The organism is Dactylosporangium siamense (assembly GCF_016862795.1).
In the GTDB taxonomy this organism is placed as follows: Bacteria; Actinomycetota; Actinomycetes; order Mycobacteriales; family Micromonosporaceae; genus Dactylosporangium; species Dactylosporangium siamense.
In genome coordinates, this window is record NZ_BONQ01000047.1 from 107,626 (window position 1) to 125,757 (window position 18,132).

At 68.4% G+C, this 18,132-nt stretch carries 9 protein-coding genes and 1 pseudogene; 7 read left to right on the top strand and 3 right to left on the bottom strand.

Annotated elements, in window-relative coordinates; translation table 11 throughout:
* Window positions 1–82: 82 nt before the first annotated feature.
* From Dsi01nite_RS15105 to Dsi01nite_RS15125, 5 genes are all read left to right on the top strand, one after another.
* Complete coding sequence (locus Dsi01nite_RS15105) at window positions 83–388, top strand: Uma2 family endonuclease (protein WP_203846756.1); 306 nt, start codon at window positions 83–85, stop codon at window positions 386–388.
* Window positions 389–458: 70 nt separating this feature from the next.
* Window positions 459–4,154 (top strand): DUF6079 family protein, encoded by a 3,696-nt coding sequence (locus Dsi01nite_RS15110; RefSeq protein ID WP_203846757.1) that lies wholly within the window; start codon window positions 459–461, stop codon window positions 4,152–4,154.
* Window positions 4,151–6,964 (top strand): BREX-2 system phosphatase PglZ, encoded by a 2,814-nt coding sequence (gene pglZ, locus Dsi01nite_RS15115; RefSeq protein ID WP_203846758.1) that lies wholly within the window; start codon window positions 4,151–4,153, stop codon window positions 6,962–6,964. The genes Dsi01nite_RS15110 and pglZ overlap by 4 nt, the downstream gene beginning before the upstream one ends.
* Window positions 6,961–8,277, top strand: a complete 1,317-nt coding sequence (brxD, locus tag Dsi01nite_RS15120; RefSeq protein ID WP_203846759.1) for a BREX system ATP-binding protein BrxD — start codon at window positions 6,961–6,963, stop codon at window positions 8,275–8,277. Before pglZ ends, brxD begins: the two co-directional genes overlap by 4 nt.
* On the top strand, window positions 8,274–10,394 hold the full coding sequence (locus Dsi01nite_RS15125) for a DEAD/DEAH box helicase (RefSeq protein ID WP_203846760.1): 2,121 nt from the start codon (window positions 8,274–8,276) through the stop codon (window positions 10,392–10,394). Before brxD ends, Dsi01nite_RS15125 begins: the two co-directional genes overlap by 4 nt.
* 75 nt (window positions 10,395–10,469) lie before the next feature.
* On the opposite strand, the pseudogene Dsi01nite_RS57310 reads toward Dsi01nite_RS15125, so the two are convergent.
* Window positions 10,470–10,568, bottom strand: a pseudogene (locus Dsi01nite_RS57310) (cation transporter); the annotation flags it as partial.
* Window positions 10,569–10,741: 173 nt separating this feature from the next.
* On the opposite strand from Dsi01nite_RS57310, the gene Dsi01nite_RS15130 reads away from it, so the two are divergent.
* Window positions 10,742–12,382 carry a GTPase gene (locus tag Dsi01nite_RS15130; protein ID WP_203846761.1) on the top strand — a complete coding sequence of 547 codons (1,641 nt, stop codon included), beginning with the start codon at window positions 10,742–10,744 and terminating at the stop codon, window positions 12,380–12,382.
* Between the two features lie 3 nt (window positions 12,383–12,385).
* Window positions 12,386–13,996: a GTPase gene (locus Dsi01nite_RS15135; RefSeq protein ID WP_203846762.1), complete on the top strand. Its 1,611-nt coding sequence runs from the start codon at window positions 12,386–12,388 to the stop codon at window positions 13,994–13,996.
* Window positions 13,997–14,074: 78 nt separating this feature from the next.
* Here Dsi01nite_RS15135 and Dsi01nite_RS15140 read toward each other — a convergent pair whose 3' ends face one another.
* Together Dsi01nite_RS15140 and Dsi01nite_RS15145 are read right to left on the bottom strand one after the other, a co-directional pair.
* A complete protein-coding gene (locus Dsi01nite_RS15140) occupies window positions 14,075–16,573 on the bottom strand; it encodes a phospholipase D-like domain-containing protein (RefSeq protein WP_203846763.1) in 2,499 nt (832 codons plus the stop codon).
* Entirely contained in the window at window positions 16,570–18,084 is a 1,515-nt protein-coding gene (locus tag Dsi01nite_RS15145; protein WP_203846764.1) for a hypothetical protein, read from the bottom strand. Before Dsi01nite_RS15145 ends, Dsi01nite_RS15140 begins: the two co-directional genes overlap by 4 nt.
* Window positions 18,085–18,132 lie beyond the last annotated feature (48 nt).

Genomic DNA, 18,132 nt, shown 5'->3' on the forward strand with positions numbered 1-18,132 from the left:
CAGGCTGCTGCCGTTGTAGCCTCGAATCGCGTACTGCGGAGGGAGAGGCAGGGACGGCGGTGTCGACGTCGGCGGCGGCCGCGTGCCGGATCTGACCGTTTGGGCGAAGGGCTGGCCGCCGCGTTCGGCGCGGTCGAGCTATGCGGGCACGGCCAGGTTGCTCCTCGTCGTCGAGGTCGTGTCCAGAGGTTCCGAGGTGGTCGACCGGATCATCAAGAAGGCGGAGTACGCCAAGGCCGGTATCCCGCACTACTGGTTCGTCGAGCGGGACGGCGGCACCACGGTGCACCGGCACGTGCTCAACCCGGAAACCGGCGAGTACGAGCCCGTCCCGGGTGGCGGTCGGCCGCTCGCCTGGCTGTTGACGACGGTTCCTGACGTGTTGTGATCTTCTCGATACGATGGCGCGTCGGCCGGGGTCGTGTATCGACGGTGACTGGCACGCTACGGTGACGCCCATGGCACCGACGACCCCGCCGCTGCTCCGTGAGCTGATCAGTATTCCGGAGCGGTCCAGCCAGAGCGACTTCGTGCTCAAGCTCGTGGAGGGCGTGACCGATCCGCGGGAGACGCTGCGGGAGTACGTGATCACGGACCGTCTGGTCGAAAACTTCGACCAAGCGCTCAACCTGATCGCCGGAGCGCTCAGCGGCGGGTCGAAGGCGGCGTACCTGCACGGCTCGTTCGGTGCCGGTAAGTCGCACTTCATGGCGGTGCTGCACGCATTGCTGCGGGGTGAGCAGGTCGCGCGGGAGCGGGACGAGTTCGCGCGGCTGCTCGGCAAGCACGACGAGTGGCTGTCGGGGAAGAACTTCCTGCTCGTGCCGTTCCATCTGATCGGCGCCAAGTCGCTGGAGCAGAAGGTCCTCGGCGGCTACGTCGAGCACATCCGGCGGCTGCACCCGGACGCGCCGATTCCGGCGGTGCATCGGACCGACGCGCTGCTGGACAGTGCGCGGTACCAGCGCAAGACGATGGGTGATGCGGCGTTCATCGGCGGGCTGCCGGGCAGCGACGACGAGTGGGGCGACGAGGAGTCCTGGACGCCGCAGCGGCTCGACGCGGCATTCGCCGCACCGGCCGACGACGAGGACCGCCAGAAGCTGGTCAACGACCTACTGCTGACCTGGAACCAGGGATTCTTCACCAACGCGCAGGAGGACGCGGAGGGGTTCGTCTCCCTCGACCGCGGCCTCACCGAGATCAGCCGGCACGCCAAGAGCCTGGGGTACGACGGTCTCGTACTGTTCCTGGACGAGCTGATCCTGTGGCTGGCCAACTCGATCGCGGACGAGAAGTTCGTAGCGCGGGAGATCCAGAAGATCACGAACTTCGTCGAAGGTGGCGACACCCGGCGGCCGATCCCGATCGTCAGTTTCATTGCCCGGCAGCGTGACCTGCGGGAGCTGGTCGGCACGGACGTGACCGGCGCGACCGAGCTTGGGTTCATGGACACGCTGAACCTGGCCAGCGGCCGGTTCGAGGTGATCACGCTCGAGGACCGCAACCTGCCGGACATCGCCCGGCAGCGTCTGCTCAAGCCGGTGTCGGTCGAGGCCGGTCAGCAGATCGCCGACGCGTTCGAGCGCACCACGAAGGAAGTGCGCCGCGACGTCTTCGACACGCTCATGGGCGCTGACGGCGCGGACATCGCCTCGTTCCGCGCCACGTATCCGTTCAGTCCGGCGTTCATCAGCACACTGGTGCAGGTGTCCAGCGCGCTGCAGCGGTCCCGGACGGCGTTGAAGCTCATGCGGGACCTTCTCGTCGAGCGTCGTGACGACCTGCGGCTGGGGCAGTTGGTGCCGCTCGGTGAACTGTACGAGGTGATCAGCCGGGGTGGCGACCAGCCGTTCACGGAGAAGTTGAAGATCGAGTTCGAGACGGCGCAGCGGCTGTACCAGGGGCGGCTCCGCCCGTACCTGCTGAGTGTTTACGGCATCGGTGAGGACGACGTGGAGCGGGTCCGCCGCGGCGCGGACGTGCCGGCGGACCTCGCCGGCCGGGTCCGGGTGTTCACCGGCGACGACCGGATCATCAAGACGCTGCTGCTGTCGGCATTGGCGCCGACCGTACCGGCGCTGCGGAACCTGACCGCGCGGCGGCTGTCGGCGCTGAACCACGGCAGTATCACCAGCCCGATTCCGGGTGGTGAGGTCGGCCAGGTCATGCGCAAGATCGACGACTGGGCGGGCCAGTTCGGGGAGATCAAGAAACTGGGCATCGAAGACCCGGTCGTGTCGCTGGAACTCGTCGGCGTCGACGTGGACAGCGTGCTGCAGTCCGCGCACCACTTCGACAAACCGGCCAACCGGCGTTCGATGGTGAAGCGGCTGCTCTGGGAGGAGCTCGGCATCACCGAGTCCGGTCAGTACGTCGACACGGCGGACCTGACTTGGCGCGGCAGCCGCCGCCAGCTTGAAGTGATCTTCGGTAACGTGCGCGACGAGAACAACATCCGCGACGATGCCTTCCATCCGCTGGACCCCAACGCGTGGCGGTTGGTAGTGGACTACCCGTTCGATGAGGGCAACCACAGCCCGGCCGACGACCGCGACCGCGTGCACCGCCTCGGTGAACGCATCGCACCGCGCACCGTGTGCTGGATCCCGGCCGCGTTCACCACCGACCGTCTCAACGACCTGGGCCGGCTAGTCATCATCGACGCCGTGCTCAGCGGCCAGCGGTTCGACAGCCACGCCCAGCATCTGAGCAAGGACGACCGGCGGCGGGCGTTCGACACCCTGCGCAGCCAGCGGGACGCTCTGATGAACCGGATGCGGACGCTGCTGCGGCAGGCGTACGGGTTGGCGGCGAAGCAGTCAGGTGACGTCGTCACCTCGTACCAGGATCATGTCCTGGCATTGGCCGCCGGGCTGACGCCGACGTTGCCGGTCGGTGCGGCGTTCAAGCAGGCCCTGCATGCGCTGGCCGACCAGATGCTGGCCAACCAGTTCCCGGCGCATCCGGACTTCGACCCGGACCGCAACGGCACCGTCGTCAAGCCAGCCGACCTGAAGCTGGTGCTCGAGGTCGTGCGTCAGGCGATCGACACTCCCGACGGTCGGGTCGAGGTGGAGCGCAAGGATCGCCTCACCGTCCGGCGGATCGCCAACCCGCTGCGGCTGGGCGAAATGTACGAGTCGGCGTTCGTGCTGGGACGGCACTGGGTGCAGCACTTCCACCAGAAGGCGGCGCAGGAAGGCATCAGCGACGACCTGAAGGTGAAGGACCTGCTGCGCTGGCTGGACGAGCCGCAGCCCTACGGCCTGGACCGTCACGTCGCCGGTCTGGTCCTGATGTGTTTCGCGGAGCAGACCGACCGGGCGTGGCTGCAGCAGGGCGGGGTGCTCAACCCGCCGCCGGACCTAACGACCATCCGCGAGCACTACACGCTGCGGGAACAGGCGCTGCCGTCGGAGGAGCACTGGCAGACGGCGGTCCGCCGGTCGATGGACCTGTTCGGGGTGACGACGCCCGGGCCGCGGCGCGGCCGGCTGGTGGCGCTGCTCGTACGTGACATCTCGACTGAGGCTGCCCGGCACCGCGACAACGCCCATCGGCTGCTGCGCCAGCTGCAGAACCATGCCGAGCAGCTCGACCTCTCCCCCGACAGCGGACGGCTGCACACCGCTCAGGCCGCCGCCGATCTGCTCGACGGGCTGCACTCCCGGGCAAGCACCGTCGACGTCATCGAGCACCTGGCGACAGCGGATCTCGGTGGACCGGCGGACCGGTGCGGTACGAGCATCAAGTCCGCCACCACGAACGCCCAGGCCCTCGACCAGATGGACTGGAACTCACTGAACCTCGTCGTGCAGCTCCCGGCGCCGTTCGACCGCGAGGGCGCCGACATCCTGGAAGAACTACGAACGGTCGCGCGTGTGGACGAGCTGACCGCGAAGGTGAAGCTGGCACAGGCGCTCACGTCCGCCAGGTCCAAGGCGTCGACCTTGCTGAACCGGGCCATCATCAAGCCGAAGGGTGATCGGGTGGTTGTCGTCGATCCGCCGGTCGTGGTCGACCTGCCGGACGTCACCACCCATCCGGATGTCACGGCAGCCAACCTGGCGGAGGTCGTCGAAGCACTGCGCGCGGCGGTTACCGCGAAGCCGGGCAAGCGATTCACTGTTTCGTGGCGGGAAGTCGGATGACCGCTCCCGACGCCACGCGATCCCGGGTCATACGCATCACGCCGGCGGCACTGACCCGCAAGATAGAGCAACAACTCGCCCGCCACCGGCGGGCTGCGGACGGGCCCGCCCCGGTGATCCTGCTGCGCGCGGAACCGCAATGGGCCGCTACTGAGCCGACCTTGACGCTCACGGACGGAACCCCGATCCGGGTCACCACGGCGGTCTCCACGCTCGCGGTGTGGGACCACCTCGTCGGACACCGCACCGGTGCCGCACCCGAGCCGCTGGTGGTCCTGACCGACCTGACCGACACCGAACTCGGCCCCGGCGTGCTCAGCGACGTGTTCCGGAACAAGGTCATCACCATCGAACCCTGGTCGTTGATCGCGGACTGTTTCGGCGCCCAACGGGTCGATCCGCGGCTGGCGCAGCAGCGGTGGGCCGGCACGGCACTGATCGACGCGATGCCGAGCACCGGATGGCCGAAACTATCCGGCACCGTGCTCACCCGCGACGTGGCGCTCAGCTGCCTCGCCGCGGCACGGCTCGGCCTCAACGCCACCAACGGTGACGCCGAGAACCTCGACGGTGCCGCGCTGCTGAGGTGGACCCTGCGGCCCGAGGCCACCGCCGCGCTGACCGACCTGCCAGCCGACGAACGCGCCGGCCTGCAGGACTGGCTGGTGGAACGGACCGGCAATTCGGCACGTCCCGTCTTCGCCCTGATCAAGGCCGGACGGGTCGGGGACAGCCTCCCGCTCGGGCTGGTGTGCGCGGTCCTCTGGTCCGACGACAGCGCTGACGCTGCCCGCGCCAAGGGCCGGGTCGACCAGTACCTCAACGACGCCGCACTCGGCGACCAGGAACTTGTCGCGCTCGGCCGGACGGCCGAACAGGTCGTCGCCGAAATGCTGGTGGAGTCCGGACGCGACGGTGTGCACGGTGCTGCCGTCGCGCTGCACCTGCGGCAGGTGCTCGACCAGGCAGAAAAGCTCGTCATCCAGCTCGGCGCACAGGCCGCCGCCGCATCCAGTCCGATTCTGCGGTCGGGCTTCGACCACCTGGTCGGGACCGTTGCCCGCGCCCTGCACGGCACGCTCGCCAAACCCGGACCGCTGTCGTTGCCGGCGCTCGAGACCGCGGTCGACGCGCTCGGCAAGCACCATCTGGCATCCGCGCAGCCGCAGCGGGTCGAACGGGCCCGGATGGCGCTGCGCCTGACCCGTTGGCTGGCGCTGGGAGATCCGACGCCGCCGCAGGGCGTCGGGGAGGCGATCGACCAGCAGGTCGCCCAGTGGGGCTGGGTGGACTGGGCGCTCACCCACGTCTGGGCGGGCGAGGAGGCGCACCCGGTGCTGCAGGCGGCGTACCGGGACCTCTACCAGCAGGTGGCGGCCCGCAGGCGCGCACTCGATGAGGCGTTCGCCGGCCGGTTGGCGACGTGGACCGCCGCGGGCGGACCGCTGTCCGGGCCGACCCTGGTCGTGGAGAAGGTCCTCGAACGGGTGGTCGCGCCGCTGATCCGCGATGCCGGACCACCGGTGCTGCTCGTCATCCTCGACGGCATGAGCACCGCCGTCGCCGCCGAACTGGCCCAGGACCTCACCGACCACGGCCTCGTCGAGTTCGACCCGCTGTCCGGTGCCGACAAGGCGGCCGCTCAGCCCCGGCGGCGCGGCGTCGTAGCCGCGTTGCCCACGCTCACCACCGTCTCCCGGGCGTCGCTGCTCAGCGGCAAATTACTCAGCGGCGGCCAGGACGACGAGCGCACCGCCTTCGAGTCGCATCCGCTGTGGGCCGGCCGCCCGGCACGGCTCTTCCACAAGGGATCGCTGCACGGCGGGGCCGGTGAAGTCCTGGGTGCGGAACTGGTGCAGGCGCTCGGCGACGCGCAGACGGTCGTCGCCGTCGTCATCAACACCGTCGACGACGCGCTCGACCGGGGCCGCGAATCCGCCGACGCGTCATGGCGGCTCAACAACCTCGGACCGCTGCGGGTGCTGCTCGACCATGCCCGAAGCGCGGGCCGCGCGGTGATCCTGACCAGCGACCACGGTCACGTACTGCACCGCGACGGCACACACCGCTCCGTCGACGCGGCCGAATCCGGGCGCCATCGACGTCCCGGCTCGACACCGGTCGGCGCTGGTGAGGTGCTGCTGTCCGGCCCCCGGGTCGTCGCCGATGAGCACCGCATCGTCGCGCTCTGGGATCCGGATCTGCGGTACGGGCCGAAGAACGCTGGCTACCACGGTGGTGCGGCCCTCGCGGAGGTCGCCATTCCACTGCTGGCGTTCCTGTCCCGCGGCGCCGAGGTCCCGGCCGGCTGGGGGGCGTTGTCCGACCAACGCCCGGCCTGGTGGGAACCGGTCACGCCGGCCACACCGGCAGCGCCTGTCGCGACGATCGCGCCGGCCGTTCCCCCGCGGAAAGGTACCCGTCGTCCGGTACCGCAAGGGCAGGAAGCACTCGACATCGTGCTCGACACGCCAGTCGCGGATGCGCCCGCGCCCGGACTGCTCGACGCGTTGTTCGCCAGCGAGATGTTCGAGGCGCAGCAGGCGTCCACCGCGCGACGGATGCCGAAACCGAAGATCAGAGCTGCCCTCGACGCGCTCCTCGCGGCCAACAACACGCTGCCGTTGCCGGTCTTCGCGCAGCGCGCCGGTGAGGTGCCGGCACGGGCCAGCGGGTTCGCTACCACCCTGGCCCGCATCCTCAACGTCGACAACTTCGAGGTGCTGCAACTGATCGACGGCGGGCAGACCGTCCGGCTCAACGTCGCGCTGCTGCGCGCCCAGTTCGGCCTCCCGGACGACGTGCGATGACCGCCGCGGTGAGCGCCGCGCGGCGCCGGCAGGTCATCGACGCGCTGCGGCGCGGCGCCGTCCCCGAAACCGGGCTCGACCTGCTCGCCGTCGGCCTGGACCGCTTCTCCGGCAGCGTCGAGGAAGACCTCGACGTGGTCGCGGGTGGTGGTGCGGTCTTCAAGGCCGTCCGCGGCGAGTACGGCGCCGGCAAGACCTTCTTCGCCCGCTGGCTCGCCGACCGGGCCCGAAGAGCGAACTTCGCCACCGCCGAGGTGCAGATCTCCGAGACCGAGACGCCGCTGCACAAGCTGGAAACCGTGTACCGGCGGCTCACGGAACGCCTGACCACATCAGCGTTCCCGCCGAGCGCGCTGCGGCCCGTGGTCGACTCGTGGTTCTACGCCCTCGAAGAGGACGCCCTCGCCGCCGGTACACCCGCCGACGACGCCGCAGCACTGGAACACACCGTCGCTGACCTGCTGCAGCAACGCCTCACCGAAGTGGGCCGGACCGCGCCGACCTTCGCTGCTGCCCTCGCCGCCTACCGGGCCGCCACGATCGGCGGTGACCCGACCACAGCAGCCGCGATCCTCGCCTGGCTCGGCGGGCAACCGCACGTCGCCGCCGCGGCCCGTCGCATCGCCGGTGTCCGCGGCGACCTCGACCACTTCGGCGCGCTCGGCTTCCTCCAAGGGCTCCTGACCGTCCTGCGAGACTCCGGCCACCCCGGCCTCCTGCTCGTCCTCGACGAGGTCGAAACCCTGCAACGAGTCCGGTCCGACGCCCGCGACAAAGCTCTCAACGCTCTGCGGCAGCTCATCGACGAGGTGTACACGGGTCGCTTCCCCGGCCTGTACCTGGTCATCACCGGCACACCACCGTTCTTCGACGGCCAGCAGGGCGCCCAACGACTCGCCCCACTCGCCCAACGGCTCGCCACCGACTTCCCCACCGATCCCCGCTGGGACAACCCGCGAGCTGTCCAGATCAGGCTGCCCGGCTTCACCATCGACGCGCTGGCCGACCTCGGCACCAAGGTCCGCGACCTCTTCGCCGCCGGCACCACCGACCCAGCCCGCATCGCCACCACCGTCGACGACCGCTACCTGCACGACCTGGCCAACGCCGTCGCCGGCAGGCTCGGCGGAAAGGCCGGCATCGCACCCCGGCTGTTCCTGAAGAAACTCGTCGCCGGCGTCCTCGACCCCGTCGACCTCCACACGGATTTCGACCCCCGCCGGCACTACGCCCTGACCGTGACCGACACCGAAATGTCCGACGTGGAACGCAACGCGGCCAACGCCGACGACATCGACCTCGAGGTACCGTGAGCCTGGAGGCGCTGCACCCGTCCATCCAGCATCACGTCGCCAACACGCTGGGCTGGTCGGCACTGCGACCATTGCAGGAGGCCGCGGTCGCCCCGCTGATGGCCGGCGACGACGCCTTACTCCTGGCCCCGACGGCCGGCGGGAAGACCGAGGCCGCCGCCCTGCCGCTGCTGTCGCGGATGGCCGCCGAGCAGTGGCGCGGACCGTCGCTGATCTACCTGTGCCCGCTGAAAGCGCTGCTGAACAACCTCCTCCCGCGTCTCGAGCAGTACGCCGGCTGGATCGGACACACCGTGGCCCTCTGGCACGGCGACGTCAACACGCCACAGCGCCGGCAGATCCTGCGCAACCGCCCCGACGTCCTGCTCACCACACCGGAATCTCTGGAAGCGATGCTGGTCAGCGTCAACGTCGACCACGCGTCGTTCCTCGGCGGCGTACAAACCGTCGTCGTTGACGAGGTGCACGCGTTCGCCGGCGACGACCGCGGCTGGCACCTCCTCGCGGTGCTGGAGCGGCTGAGCCGGGTCGCCGGGCATCCGATCCAACGGGTCGGGCTCTCCGCCACCGTCGGCAACCCCGACGAACTGCTGCACTGGCTGCAAGGCGCCCAACGGGGGCAACGACCCGGGTCGGTCATCGCGCCCGACCTCCCCACACCCGTCGTCTTCGGCGGCAGCGTTCCTCCCGGCGACATCGAACTGGACTACGTCGGCTCCGTACCGAACGCCGCCACCGTCATCGCCGCCCTCCACGCCGGAGAGAAACGGCTCGTCTTCTGCGACTCCCGCCAACTCGTCGAAGAGCTCGGCGCGGCGCTGCGCGACCGGGGCGTCACCACATTCGTGTCACACGCCTCCCTCTCCGTCGACGAACGCCGCCGCGCCGAGGAGGCGTTCGCCGAAGCGCGTGACTGCGTCATCGTCTCCACCAGCACACTGGAACTCGGCATCGACGTCGGCGACCTCGACCGCGTACTGCAGATCAACGCGCCACGCACTGTCGCGTCCTTCCTGCAACGCCTCGGACGCAGCGGACGACGGCCCGGCAGCGCACGCAACTGCCTCTTCCTCGCCCTCGACGAACCGGGCCTGCTGCAGGCTGCGGGGCTGCTGAGCCTCTGGGGCAGCGGATGGGTCGAGCCCGTCACGCCACCGCCCGAGCCGAGACACATCGTCGCGCAACAACTCCTCGCGCTGTGTCTGCAGGAACACCAGGTCGGCGAGAACCTTTGGCCAGCCGCCTGGAACGGGCTACCACCGTTCGACAAGACCGCCGAGGTCATCCAGCGGTACCTGGTCGAACAGGGCTACCTGGACCAGGACGCCGGCATGCTCCACATCGGCCCAGAAGCAGAGCTGCGCTTCGGCCGACGCCACTTCATGGACATGACCGCAGTCTTCACCGCACCGCCACAGTTCACTGTCCTGAGCGGACGCACCGAGATCGGCCGGACCGACCCCGCACTGCTCACCGAAGAGGTCCGCGGGCCACGGCTCCTCCTGCTCGCCGGACGCAGCTGGCGGGTCACCTATGTTGACTGGGTCCGGCGACGCTGCTTCGTCGAACCCGCCGACAGCGGCGGAAAGGCACGCTGGAACACCAGTGGCGGCGTCGCCGGGCTCAGCTTCGAACTGGTCCGAGCCATGCGGGGCGTGCTCCTCGGCGCCGACCCGCCGGTACGGCTGACCCGCCGGGCTCGCAGCCGCCTCGAAGAGACCCGGCTGCGCCTGTCTTCGCACGCGCATCCAGGTGGCACGGTCGTGCACCGCAACCGTGGACAGCTGCGCTGGTGGACCTGGGCCGGCTACCGCGCGAACGCCACCCTCGCCACCACCCTCAATGAGCTGGTCGACCCCGCCGGATACTTCGACGACCAGCACATCCGACTACGTACAGACCTCACCCCGGACGACTGGCGCTCGGCGGTCTCGGACGCCCCCCAACGGCTCTGCCTGCCGGACGTCGACCCGAAGGCACTCGTAGGCCTCAAATTCAACGCGGCCCTACCGGAACGGCTGGCCATAGCTACCTTGTCCGCGCGTCTGGCCGAACTATCAGCTGCCAGCATGATCCTCGGTGAGCGAGCTACCTTCGTCGTCTCGGACAGCGACTGAGCTACTCGGACTGCACCGGTCAATGTCGGAAGATCCGTAACGCTCCCGCATGGGCAAAGCAATGTTGTGCACTACGACGGTAGGTGTGCGCAGCGCGGCAGCGGGTGAGCAGCAGGCGTCGCCGCGCCAGGCTTCGTGGCCTTCCTTGACCGCGACGGCGGCGATGGCCAGAGCGACTGCGGCCTTCCGGGACGGCGACGACGAGGCCGCAGCGAACTCGATCACGGCGACGCCCCCAGGTCGACTGGCAGGGGAGTGCGATCATGATGACGCGACACCGCTGTACGGGGCACAATGACGTAAATGTCCCTTTCGAGGTGCGTCGGCCGCACAGGGAGGAGGCAAGAGTGCCTGCGGACGCGCGGGGCGGGAACGCGAAGGTCGTCGAGGTCGCTGGCCGGCTCTTGGCGATGCTCGAAGAGGTCGGGGCCGCCACCGAGCAAGAGAATGACACCGCTCGCGATACCTCGCTGAGGCTGCAGATCGGCCAGGCACGGGAGATCATCGAAGGCCTCCTGGCCGAGCTGATCCGAGTGCGCGGCGATGCTGCGCGGGTGGTGTGCATCGGTCGTACGAAGGCGGGGAAGTCGACGCTTCGCTTCGTGCTGACGGGCGAAGGCGTCGACGGCATCGGAAAGGGCGGGCAACGCACGACGAGTATCCCGATCACCTACCGGTGGCGGGGCATTGACGTTGTCGACACGCCCGGCGTCGGCGCCTACCAGGGAGCCGTCGACGATGCGTCCGCCTTGACGGCCGCGAAAGATGCTGACCTCGTTGTGTGGGTGGCGGGGTCCGACAGCCAGCAGCCGGCGACGGTGGCGCCGGTGCTGCAAGCAATCGCTCCCGGCATCCCAGTCTTCGTCCTTGTCAACCACAAGCAGGCATTCACAGCCGAGGAACTCGCCGGCGATCTGTCGCCCGCAGTGATCTTCTCCGACATCAGTGGGCAAGAAGCACGGATTCGCACTGTGCTGGCACAAGTTGATGTCAGCGACCCGACGATCGCGCACGTCAACTTGTGGCTTGCGCAGCGCGGTCTCGAGGGCCAAGACCAGCGGCTCTTGAGCCAGTCTGGCGTGCTGGCCGCAGAGGCGGCGCTGGCGGTTGCCGCGGCGGAAGCACACACACGTCGCCCCGTAACCGCCGCTGCGGTTCTCCGCGCACGCGCTGCTGATGCAGCGAAGGCAACTCATGTCGTCGCAGCGACGCTTCGGGCCCACAAGAGGGAACTCGTCGCCGACAGAAAGAAGCTGCGCGATGACACCCAGGCAGCCGCGGACGAATACGGGGATAAGGTCAAGCACGCAGCTGCGAACGCATTCGCATCGGCCAACACACGCGTCGTGGCAGCTGCGCGCTACGCGGCGAAGGAGCCGCACCGGGGGAAGGCGCAGGAGCACATGCGGTCCGAGGCGGTCGCAGCGAGCAAGCAGGCACACGCGAGTCTCGCGCAGGCCGCAGAGCGTGCCGCCGAGAAATGCCTGCACCAGCTCGTCAACGGCCACGGTCTCGACCCGCCGACCCTGCAGATGCAGGTCGAGGAGCCGCAACTGCCTGAAGCGTCACTCGATGGCGACCCACTCAACGCGCGCGCTGCCAACTGGGTAGCTCGCGGGGTGAAGGGAGCCGCCGCGGTGGCCGCCATCGCACTTACCGACGGACTGGTCGCCCCATTGGTGAGTGGCCTTGTCAGCGAACGAACCGTCGACAACACCCGGAAGAACCTTGCGCCGACGCTCAAGCGTGAGCTGATCAAACGGGAAGCCTCAGTGCAAAAGGCCCAGGCCGCTTACATGACCGCGCTGGCACAGGCCCGTACCTGCGCCGAAGACGCTGTGAGCGCAAGCTGGGAGCCAATCCGCCGGAGCATTGATACAGTCCTCAACGAGAGGGCTCTGCACATCGAGACGTACGCGATGTGGTCCGCTCAGCTCGCGCGCCTGGTCAGGGAACTCGCAAGTGAAGCTGAATCACGGACGGACTGAGACATGACTGATCGCCAAATCAGCCAGGCAAACCTGCTTGCGCTTGCCGGCATCGTCAGCGCGACACACCACGCCCGCGACCGACTTGTCGCAGTCCTCACCAACGCGGCGCACGACGAGCTCCGCGCGCTCGCCACTGATGTGCCGACCGCCGATGCGGCCGACGCGGTCACGGTCGTGTTCGTCGGTCAGTACTCAGCCGGCAAGTCGTCGCTCATCAAGTGCCTCACCGGTCTCGACATTGAGATCGGCGCGGACATCGCGACGACGCGAGCGACGCCATACCCATGGCAAGGCCATCTCATCGTCGACACACCGGGAGTAAGGACCAGGGAACACAACGCGCATGACCGGATTACCGAGGAGGCGCTGCGCGGCGCCGACGCAGTGGTTTTCGTCGCCACAGCAGAAGGGTTCGATGACGTCGCCGCGGACTACTTCACGCTCCTGCGGCAGCGGCTACGGACTCTCAGTCAACTGCTCCTGGTCGTCAATAAGAGCGCCGCAGAAGGGTCAGACCTGGCACAGGTTGAGGGTCACCTACGAGAAGTACTCGGTGAGGTCTTCGACCTGATACCGGTGGTGCGGACGGACGCACGTAGTTGGCTGCAGGCAGAGGACTTCCCCCAGCCAGAGCAGCGGCGGCGGATGTCAGGCATACGCGAACTGGCCGACTCTCTTGACGAGACTGTTCGCGCGCGCGGAGCACACCTGCGGCTTGCAACACCACTGCGAGAGCTCGCCGCCTACGGCCGTGACGCGATCGACACGATGTCCGTCGCAGCCGGCGGCGACCCGCTCCTCAGCCAACTCGACGAGATCGCTGGTGCCATCGCTGAACAGCGGCAACAGATGACCGAATCTGTCACCCGCGCCGCGGAGGAGGCGAAGGCGTTCGTGGCGTTGAAGCTCGTGGAACTGGGCCCCGAAATCGACGAGGACCAGTTGAGCGCGGTCGCCGCCGAGGCGCAGAAGCAGTTCGACAGTGTCCTGGACGCCGACGCGGAGCGGACGAGCGAGAACGTGGGTAGCGCTCTGGAATGGTATGTGCCGAAGCCCAGAAGCGAAGAGCTCGCTGTCTCCGAGCAACCTTCCGCCGTTCCCGCATGGCCGGTCATCCGACAACAGATCCTGGGCGGTCTGCAGACGATCGCCCGTGACTTCGGCGGGGCCGGAGCCCGGCCTGGCGGGGTCGGCAACACAGTCGTCAAGCAGATCTGGCACGGCGTCGGTCGCAAGTTCGGGCCATGGGGAGCGGTCAAAGCAGCCGAGGGCACCGCGAAGGCAGCTCGCGCGCTCGGACCAGCCCTCGTAATCGGCGAAACAGCCTTCGGGTTCTGGCAGGAGTACCGCGGCGCACAGCGAGCTCGGCAGGAAGCCGACCGCAGTCGCGGTTGGCGTCCGAAGGCGCTGCAAATCGCTGAGGAGATGGTCGATCCGTGGGCGGCATCAGCGCGCGCCGCTGTCACGGAGCGCTGCGACCAGCAGGACGCCGTCATAGCGCGGCAGCGACTGGGCGTGTTGGCGAAGCAAGCAGCTGGCAACCGTGACGTCGCTGCCCTGATCGCTGTGAACGACACGCTGCTAGAGTTGTTGACGCAGTTGAAGCAATGATCTCGATGGCTGACTGGGTCGTGCCCGATCAGCATCGCTGGTCCACTCAAGCCAGTGACCCACTTCCAGGCGCAGCAGTCAATCGGGGAGCTGGGCAACGCGCTCACAAGTGGTCGAGGGCGGCAGCGGGACTCGCGCGTAGCTCGCAATGCCAGTCTTCAGGTTTGCCCAGGTCAGCGACTGCCAGATGCCGCCGGAAGCCGGGATGAACAGCCGCAGGCATGGCGGATTCCACCAACCGTGCGTTTCCGCGCCGGTCGGGCCGATGACCACGACGTGGGTGCCCGGATGGTCGCGAAGTGCATCGAGGACGAACACCGCTACTCGGCGCGAATCCTTCGCCGAGCGGACCCTTACGATGCCGTCCGGCGAACGTTCGATCGCATCGTCGCCGAGCGCCAGCCCTGCGATCGCCTCGTCAATCGGGTCTCTGCCGAGGAGCCAGTCGAAATCCTCCCGCACGTTGCGCCCCGTGAAGCGGAACCCGAACGTGGCACCGCTGAGGTTGGCGGTGTACCGGTCGAGCAGCTCATCCGAGGCCGCCTTCAGCCACGACTCATACTCCCGGAACGCTGTGCGGAACTCCTCGAACCAACCGGCGAGTTCGGGCGTCGCCGGGCACGAGAGCTGACCGTGGCGGAAGGCGGCGAGTCCGACCGTCACGAGCGCGGCGTGCTCGCTGGTGAAGGCGTCGTCTTCAGGTGCGGACCACAGGTTCCACAGGCTTTCACCGATGAGCGGCGTCCAGCGTTCCGGGTGCGGCCACAGACCCGCCGAGGCGACGATGAGCACGATTCGGAACGCGGCGAGCTGCGCCGGCAACGGCCAATCGGCACTGCGGGCGACCAGCCTCGCGAACCGACGTTGCAGCTGTTCTCGCTGACGCCGGTCCAGGTTGTCGACCGTGTGCGCGGCCGTGGCGGTCTCAGTGCCTGCGGCTAGCTCACCGCTGCGCTCGTCCGCCTCGTCGTGCCGCCGGTCGTCCGGAGCAGCGGCGTCGTCGTCAGCCAGCTGCGGCGCTAGGCCGGTGTCACGACCCAGTGCGAGATGCACGAGCGCGGGCCCCGCGGCGCTGCGCAGTTGCGCCTCCTGCCGGGTGCGGCGCGCCGCAGCCGTCCCACCGGCACTGGTCGGGACCGGGCGCACAGCGGCGAGCTCGTCTAGGGCGTCGAAGAGGGCCCGCACCTGATGCTCGTCGCCGAGCAACGCGGCTAGCGTCGTCTGTTCCAGCGGTGACGGACGGGTAATCCTGGTGAGTGCGTGATCGACGTCGGTTACGAGCGCGGCGGCGACGACGGTGCCGTCGACGGTCTGCACGGTCGTGGTGCGTCCTGGCTGGCCCAGGTCGGCGCTCAAGACGTAGGTGTGCACACGTTCGTCGCTGCTGACGAGTGGCACCATGTGTAATTCTTCGGCGAAGTCGACGACGACGTGGGCCGGTGGTTCGTCCCGGACGAAGAGGACGACTTCGACGCGGGTCCGGAACCATCGGACTGCGAGCACCCGCATCGGCGCCCTCGGCGGCCGATGCTCGCCGTCGGGGTCCCGGATCGGCAGCGAGGGATCGTCCAAGACGACGGGCTCGAACTCCATCGCGGCGAGCGTCGACGCGTCACTTTCCTGCAGGAGAGCGAGTTCGCAGTTGCCACCGGCAGAGGTGGCCTCCAGCAGCGCCGCACTGGTGCAGTTGGCGCTGCCTGTGACGATCACACCGTTGCCGCCGGTCCACCATTCGAAGACCTTGCCATGGTGGTACCGCTTGGTGCCGCCGGGAGTCGAGACCGCACTGGTGTCGACCGAGAACACCACCTGCGCAAGGGTTTCGGGGTCGCATTGGACGTCGCGGGTGAGCAGCAGGTCTACCTCGGCGGGCTGGGTACGCCGGATCAGCTCGGTCAGTGCGACAGCCCCCGGGTCGAAGAACGGTGCAGCGACGACGAGGAGATCAGCTGGATCGTTGGGGAACGGGAGCTGGTCGATGATAGGTATCCGGTCGTTGGTCAGCAGCAGTGGTTCGCCGACCTGCGGCTGTATAGGGCGGACCGTGAGCAGGTCGGCGACCGCGTTGAGCCGCTCGACGCCGAGCCGGTCAACCCACAGGATGTCGGGGAGCCGGCGCAGCCATGCCGCGAGATCACCGACGACGGTCGGCACGGTGGGGCCGTCGGCCCGCAGGTGGGTCCAGATCTCGGCGTTGTGGTGCCAACCGGAGGTGGTGGCGTTTCCGGAACCGATCGATATCACGGCATCGGTGCTCGAGGCGATCACGACGAGCTTCGGATGGAATGCCCCGTTTGCCCGGCATACCACCGGCACCGGTATGTAGTCCCTGGCCGGTGAACCGGCCAGTGTGGCGTCGCCGGTGACCTTGTCGGCGTCGTAGACGACGGTGACCCGCGCGCCGGTGGCTCTGGCCTGCGGGACACAGACGTCCTCGACGAACGACAGATCGCACGTGTACGTGAGGACCAGGACTTCTTCGGCGTCCGGGACCGGTCTGGCGTGGAGCAGTTTGGGCGGGGGCGCGCCGCCGGCCAGCTCCTGCCAGTCGGTGGTCTCTACGAACGGGGCTGTCATGCGTGCGCCTGCGGCTGGTGAGGTCCCCGCATCCATTGCCTGCCGTTTTTGGTGACCCCGAGGATGCCGAGTTGGTGGAGCACGCTCGTGAACGTTTCGAGCCGCAGTGACGCCCGGCCGTCACCTTCCTCGCCTTCGAGGCGGAGTTGATCGCCGATGGTCCGCAGCCTCGTGGGCATGCGAAGTCCTCGCCGTGTCCACTGCATCTTCTGACGGCTGACCTTCTCGGCCCTGGTGAACATCTCGCCGGCGAGTGATGCCGCAGCGTCCGGCAGGGGCCGGTCGGCGTCCTGCTCCAGCCACTTGCGAACCCATGACGGGCCGAGGCCCGTTTGATCGAACCGCAGGAACGCGTCACGGCTGACACCGTCAAGGTTGTCAGCCCGCTGCGCCCCGATCGCGAGCAGTTGCAGCATGTGCAGCACCGACCATCGGCCGCGGACTGCTGCGAGAACCATGTGCTCTGCCGGCTCGAGGTTGCCGAGGCTGTCTGTCAGCGGCGGCAGCCCATCGACGAGCACGGACTGGACGGTGGCTTCCGGCAGACCTGCGACGAACGATGCGGTCGCGATGGCGCGGGAGCCTGGCTTCTGCAGCGGGTCGACCAGTGCCGCCCACAGCATCCGCCAGGCCCACACCGACCAGTTCCGCAGGAGAGCGCCTCTCCATCGCAACGCGTGCAGTCGCAGGCCCGCGTCGGGCAGCACGGCGGAGAGATCCGGAGTAAAGCAGCACAGCCGGTCCATCAGCAGGCTGACCTCATCGTCCGTACGCTGTCCGGCCAGTGCCGCGACCACGACGCCAGCGCTGAGCCGGTGCACGGTGGTGACTTCATCGGACTGACCTAGCGAGCCGAAGAACGCCCGGCGGAGATTTTGGCCGTCCGGCGCAGATCCGACCTGACACAGGCAAAGGTGGGAAAGTCCGTTCAGTTCCTTCGTCGACAACTTCGCTCTCATGCTGGCGAGCTTGATGATCTCGTTGAGGGCTGCGAGCTCGCCGGCCGCCGACGCCGGTCCGGGCGCTGGGACCGTGTCGCGTATGACGAGACCGAGCACGCTTTCGATACCGCTGTAGGTGCCGTAGAACCCGTCCAAGCTGTTGCTGTACTCGTCCGCGACAGCGGCGATGTCGATCATGAAGTCGTTATTGTCCAGCTTCCAGCGTTTGACCGCGTTGATGCCGTGCGGTACTTGTTTACCGCCGAGCCGTCGATGGAGAGCGGGTTCAGCCCCGGCGTGCTGGGCTGAAACTGCCGCAAGCACCACTTCGGCTCGTCGGAGCAGTCGGCGGAATGCCGGCTGATCCGCTGAGCCCCAGCCCAGCCGGCGGGCTTCCGCGGCCACCGCCGCGTGCAGGGAGAGATACCGCGCGTGCGGGGTGGTAGTGATGACTCCGGGAATCAGCTCACCGGCGTGCGCGGCGGTCACAGCTTCGACCGCGAGCGGCTGCCGACCGGTGTCCTGAGGGCTGTCCGCCTTTGCTGTCCAGGCCGGTCCGGCGATCAGCATCCATGCCTTCCCGCTCGGTCATTCCTCGATTGTGCTTCGCGACAGTCT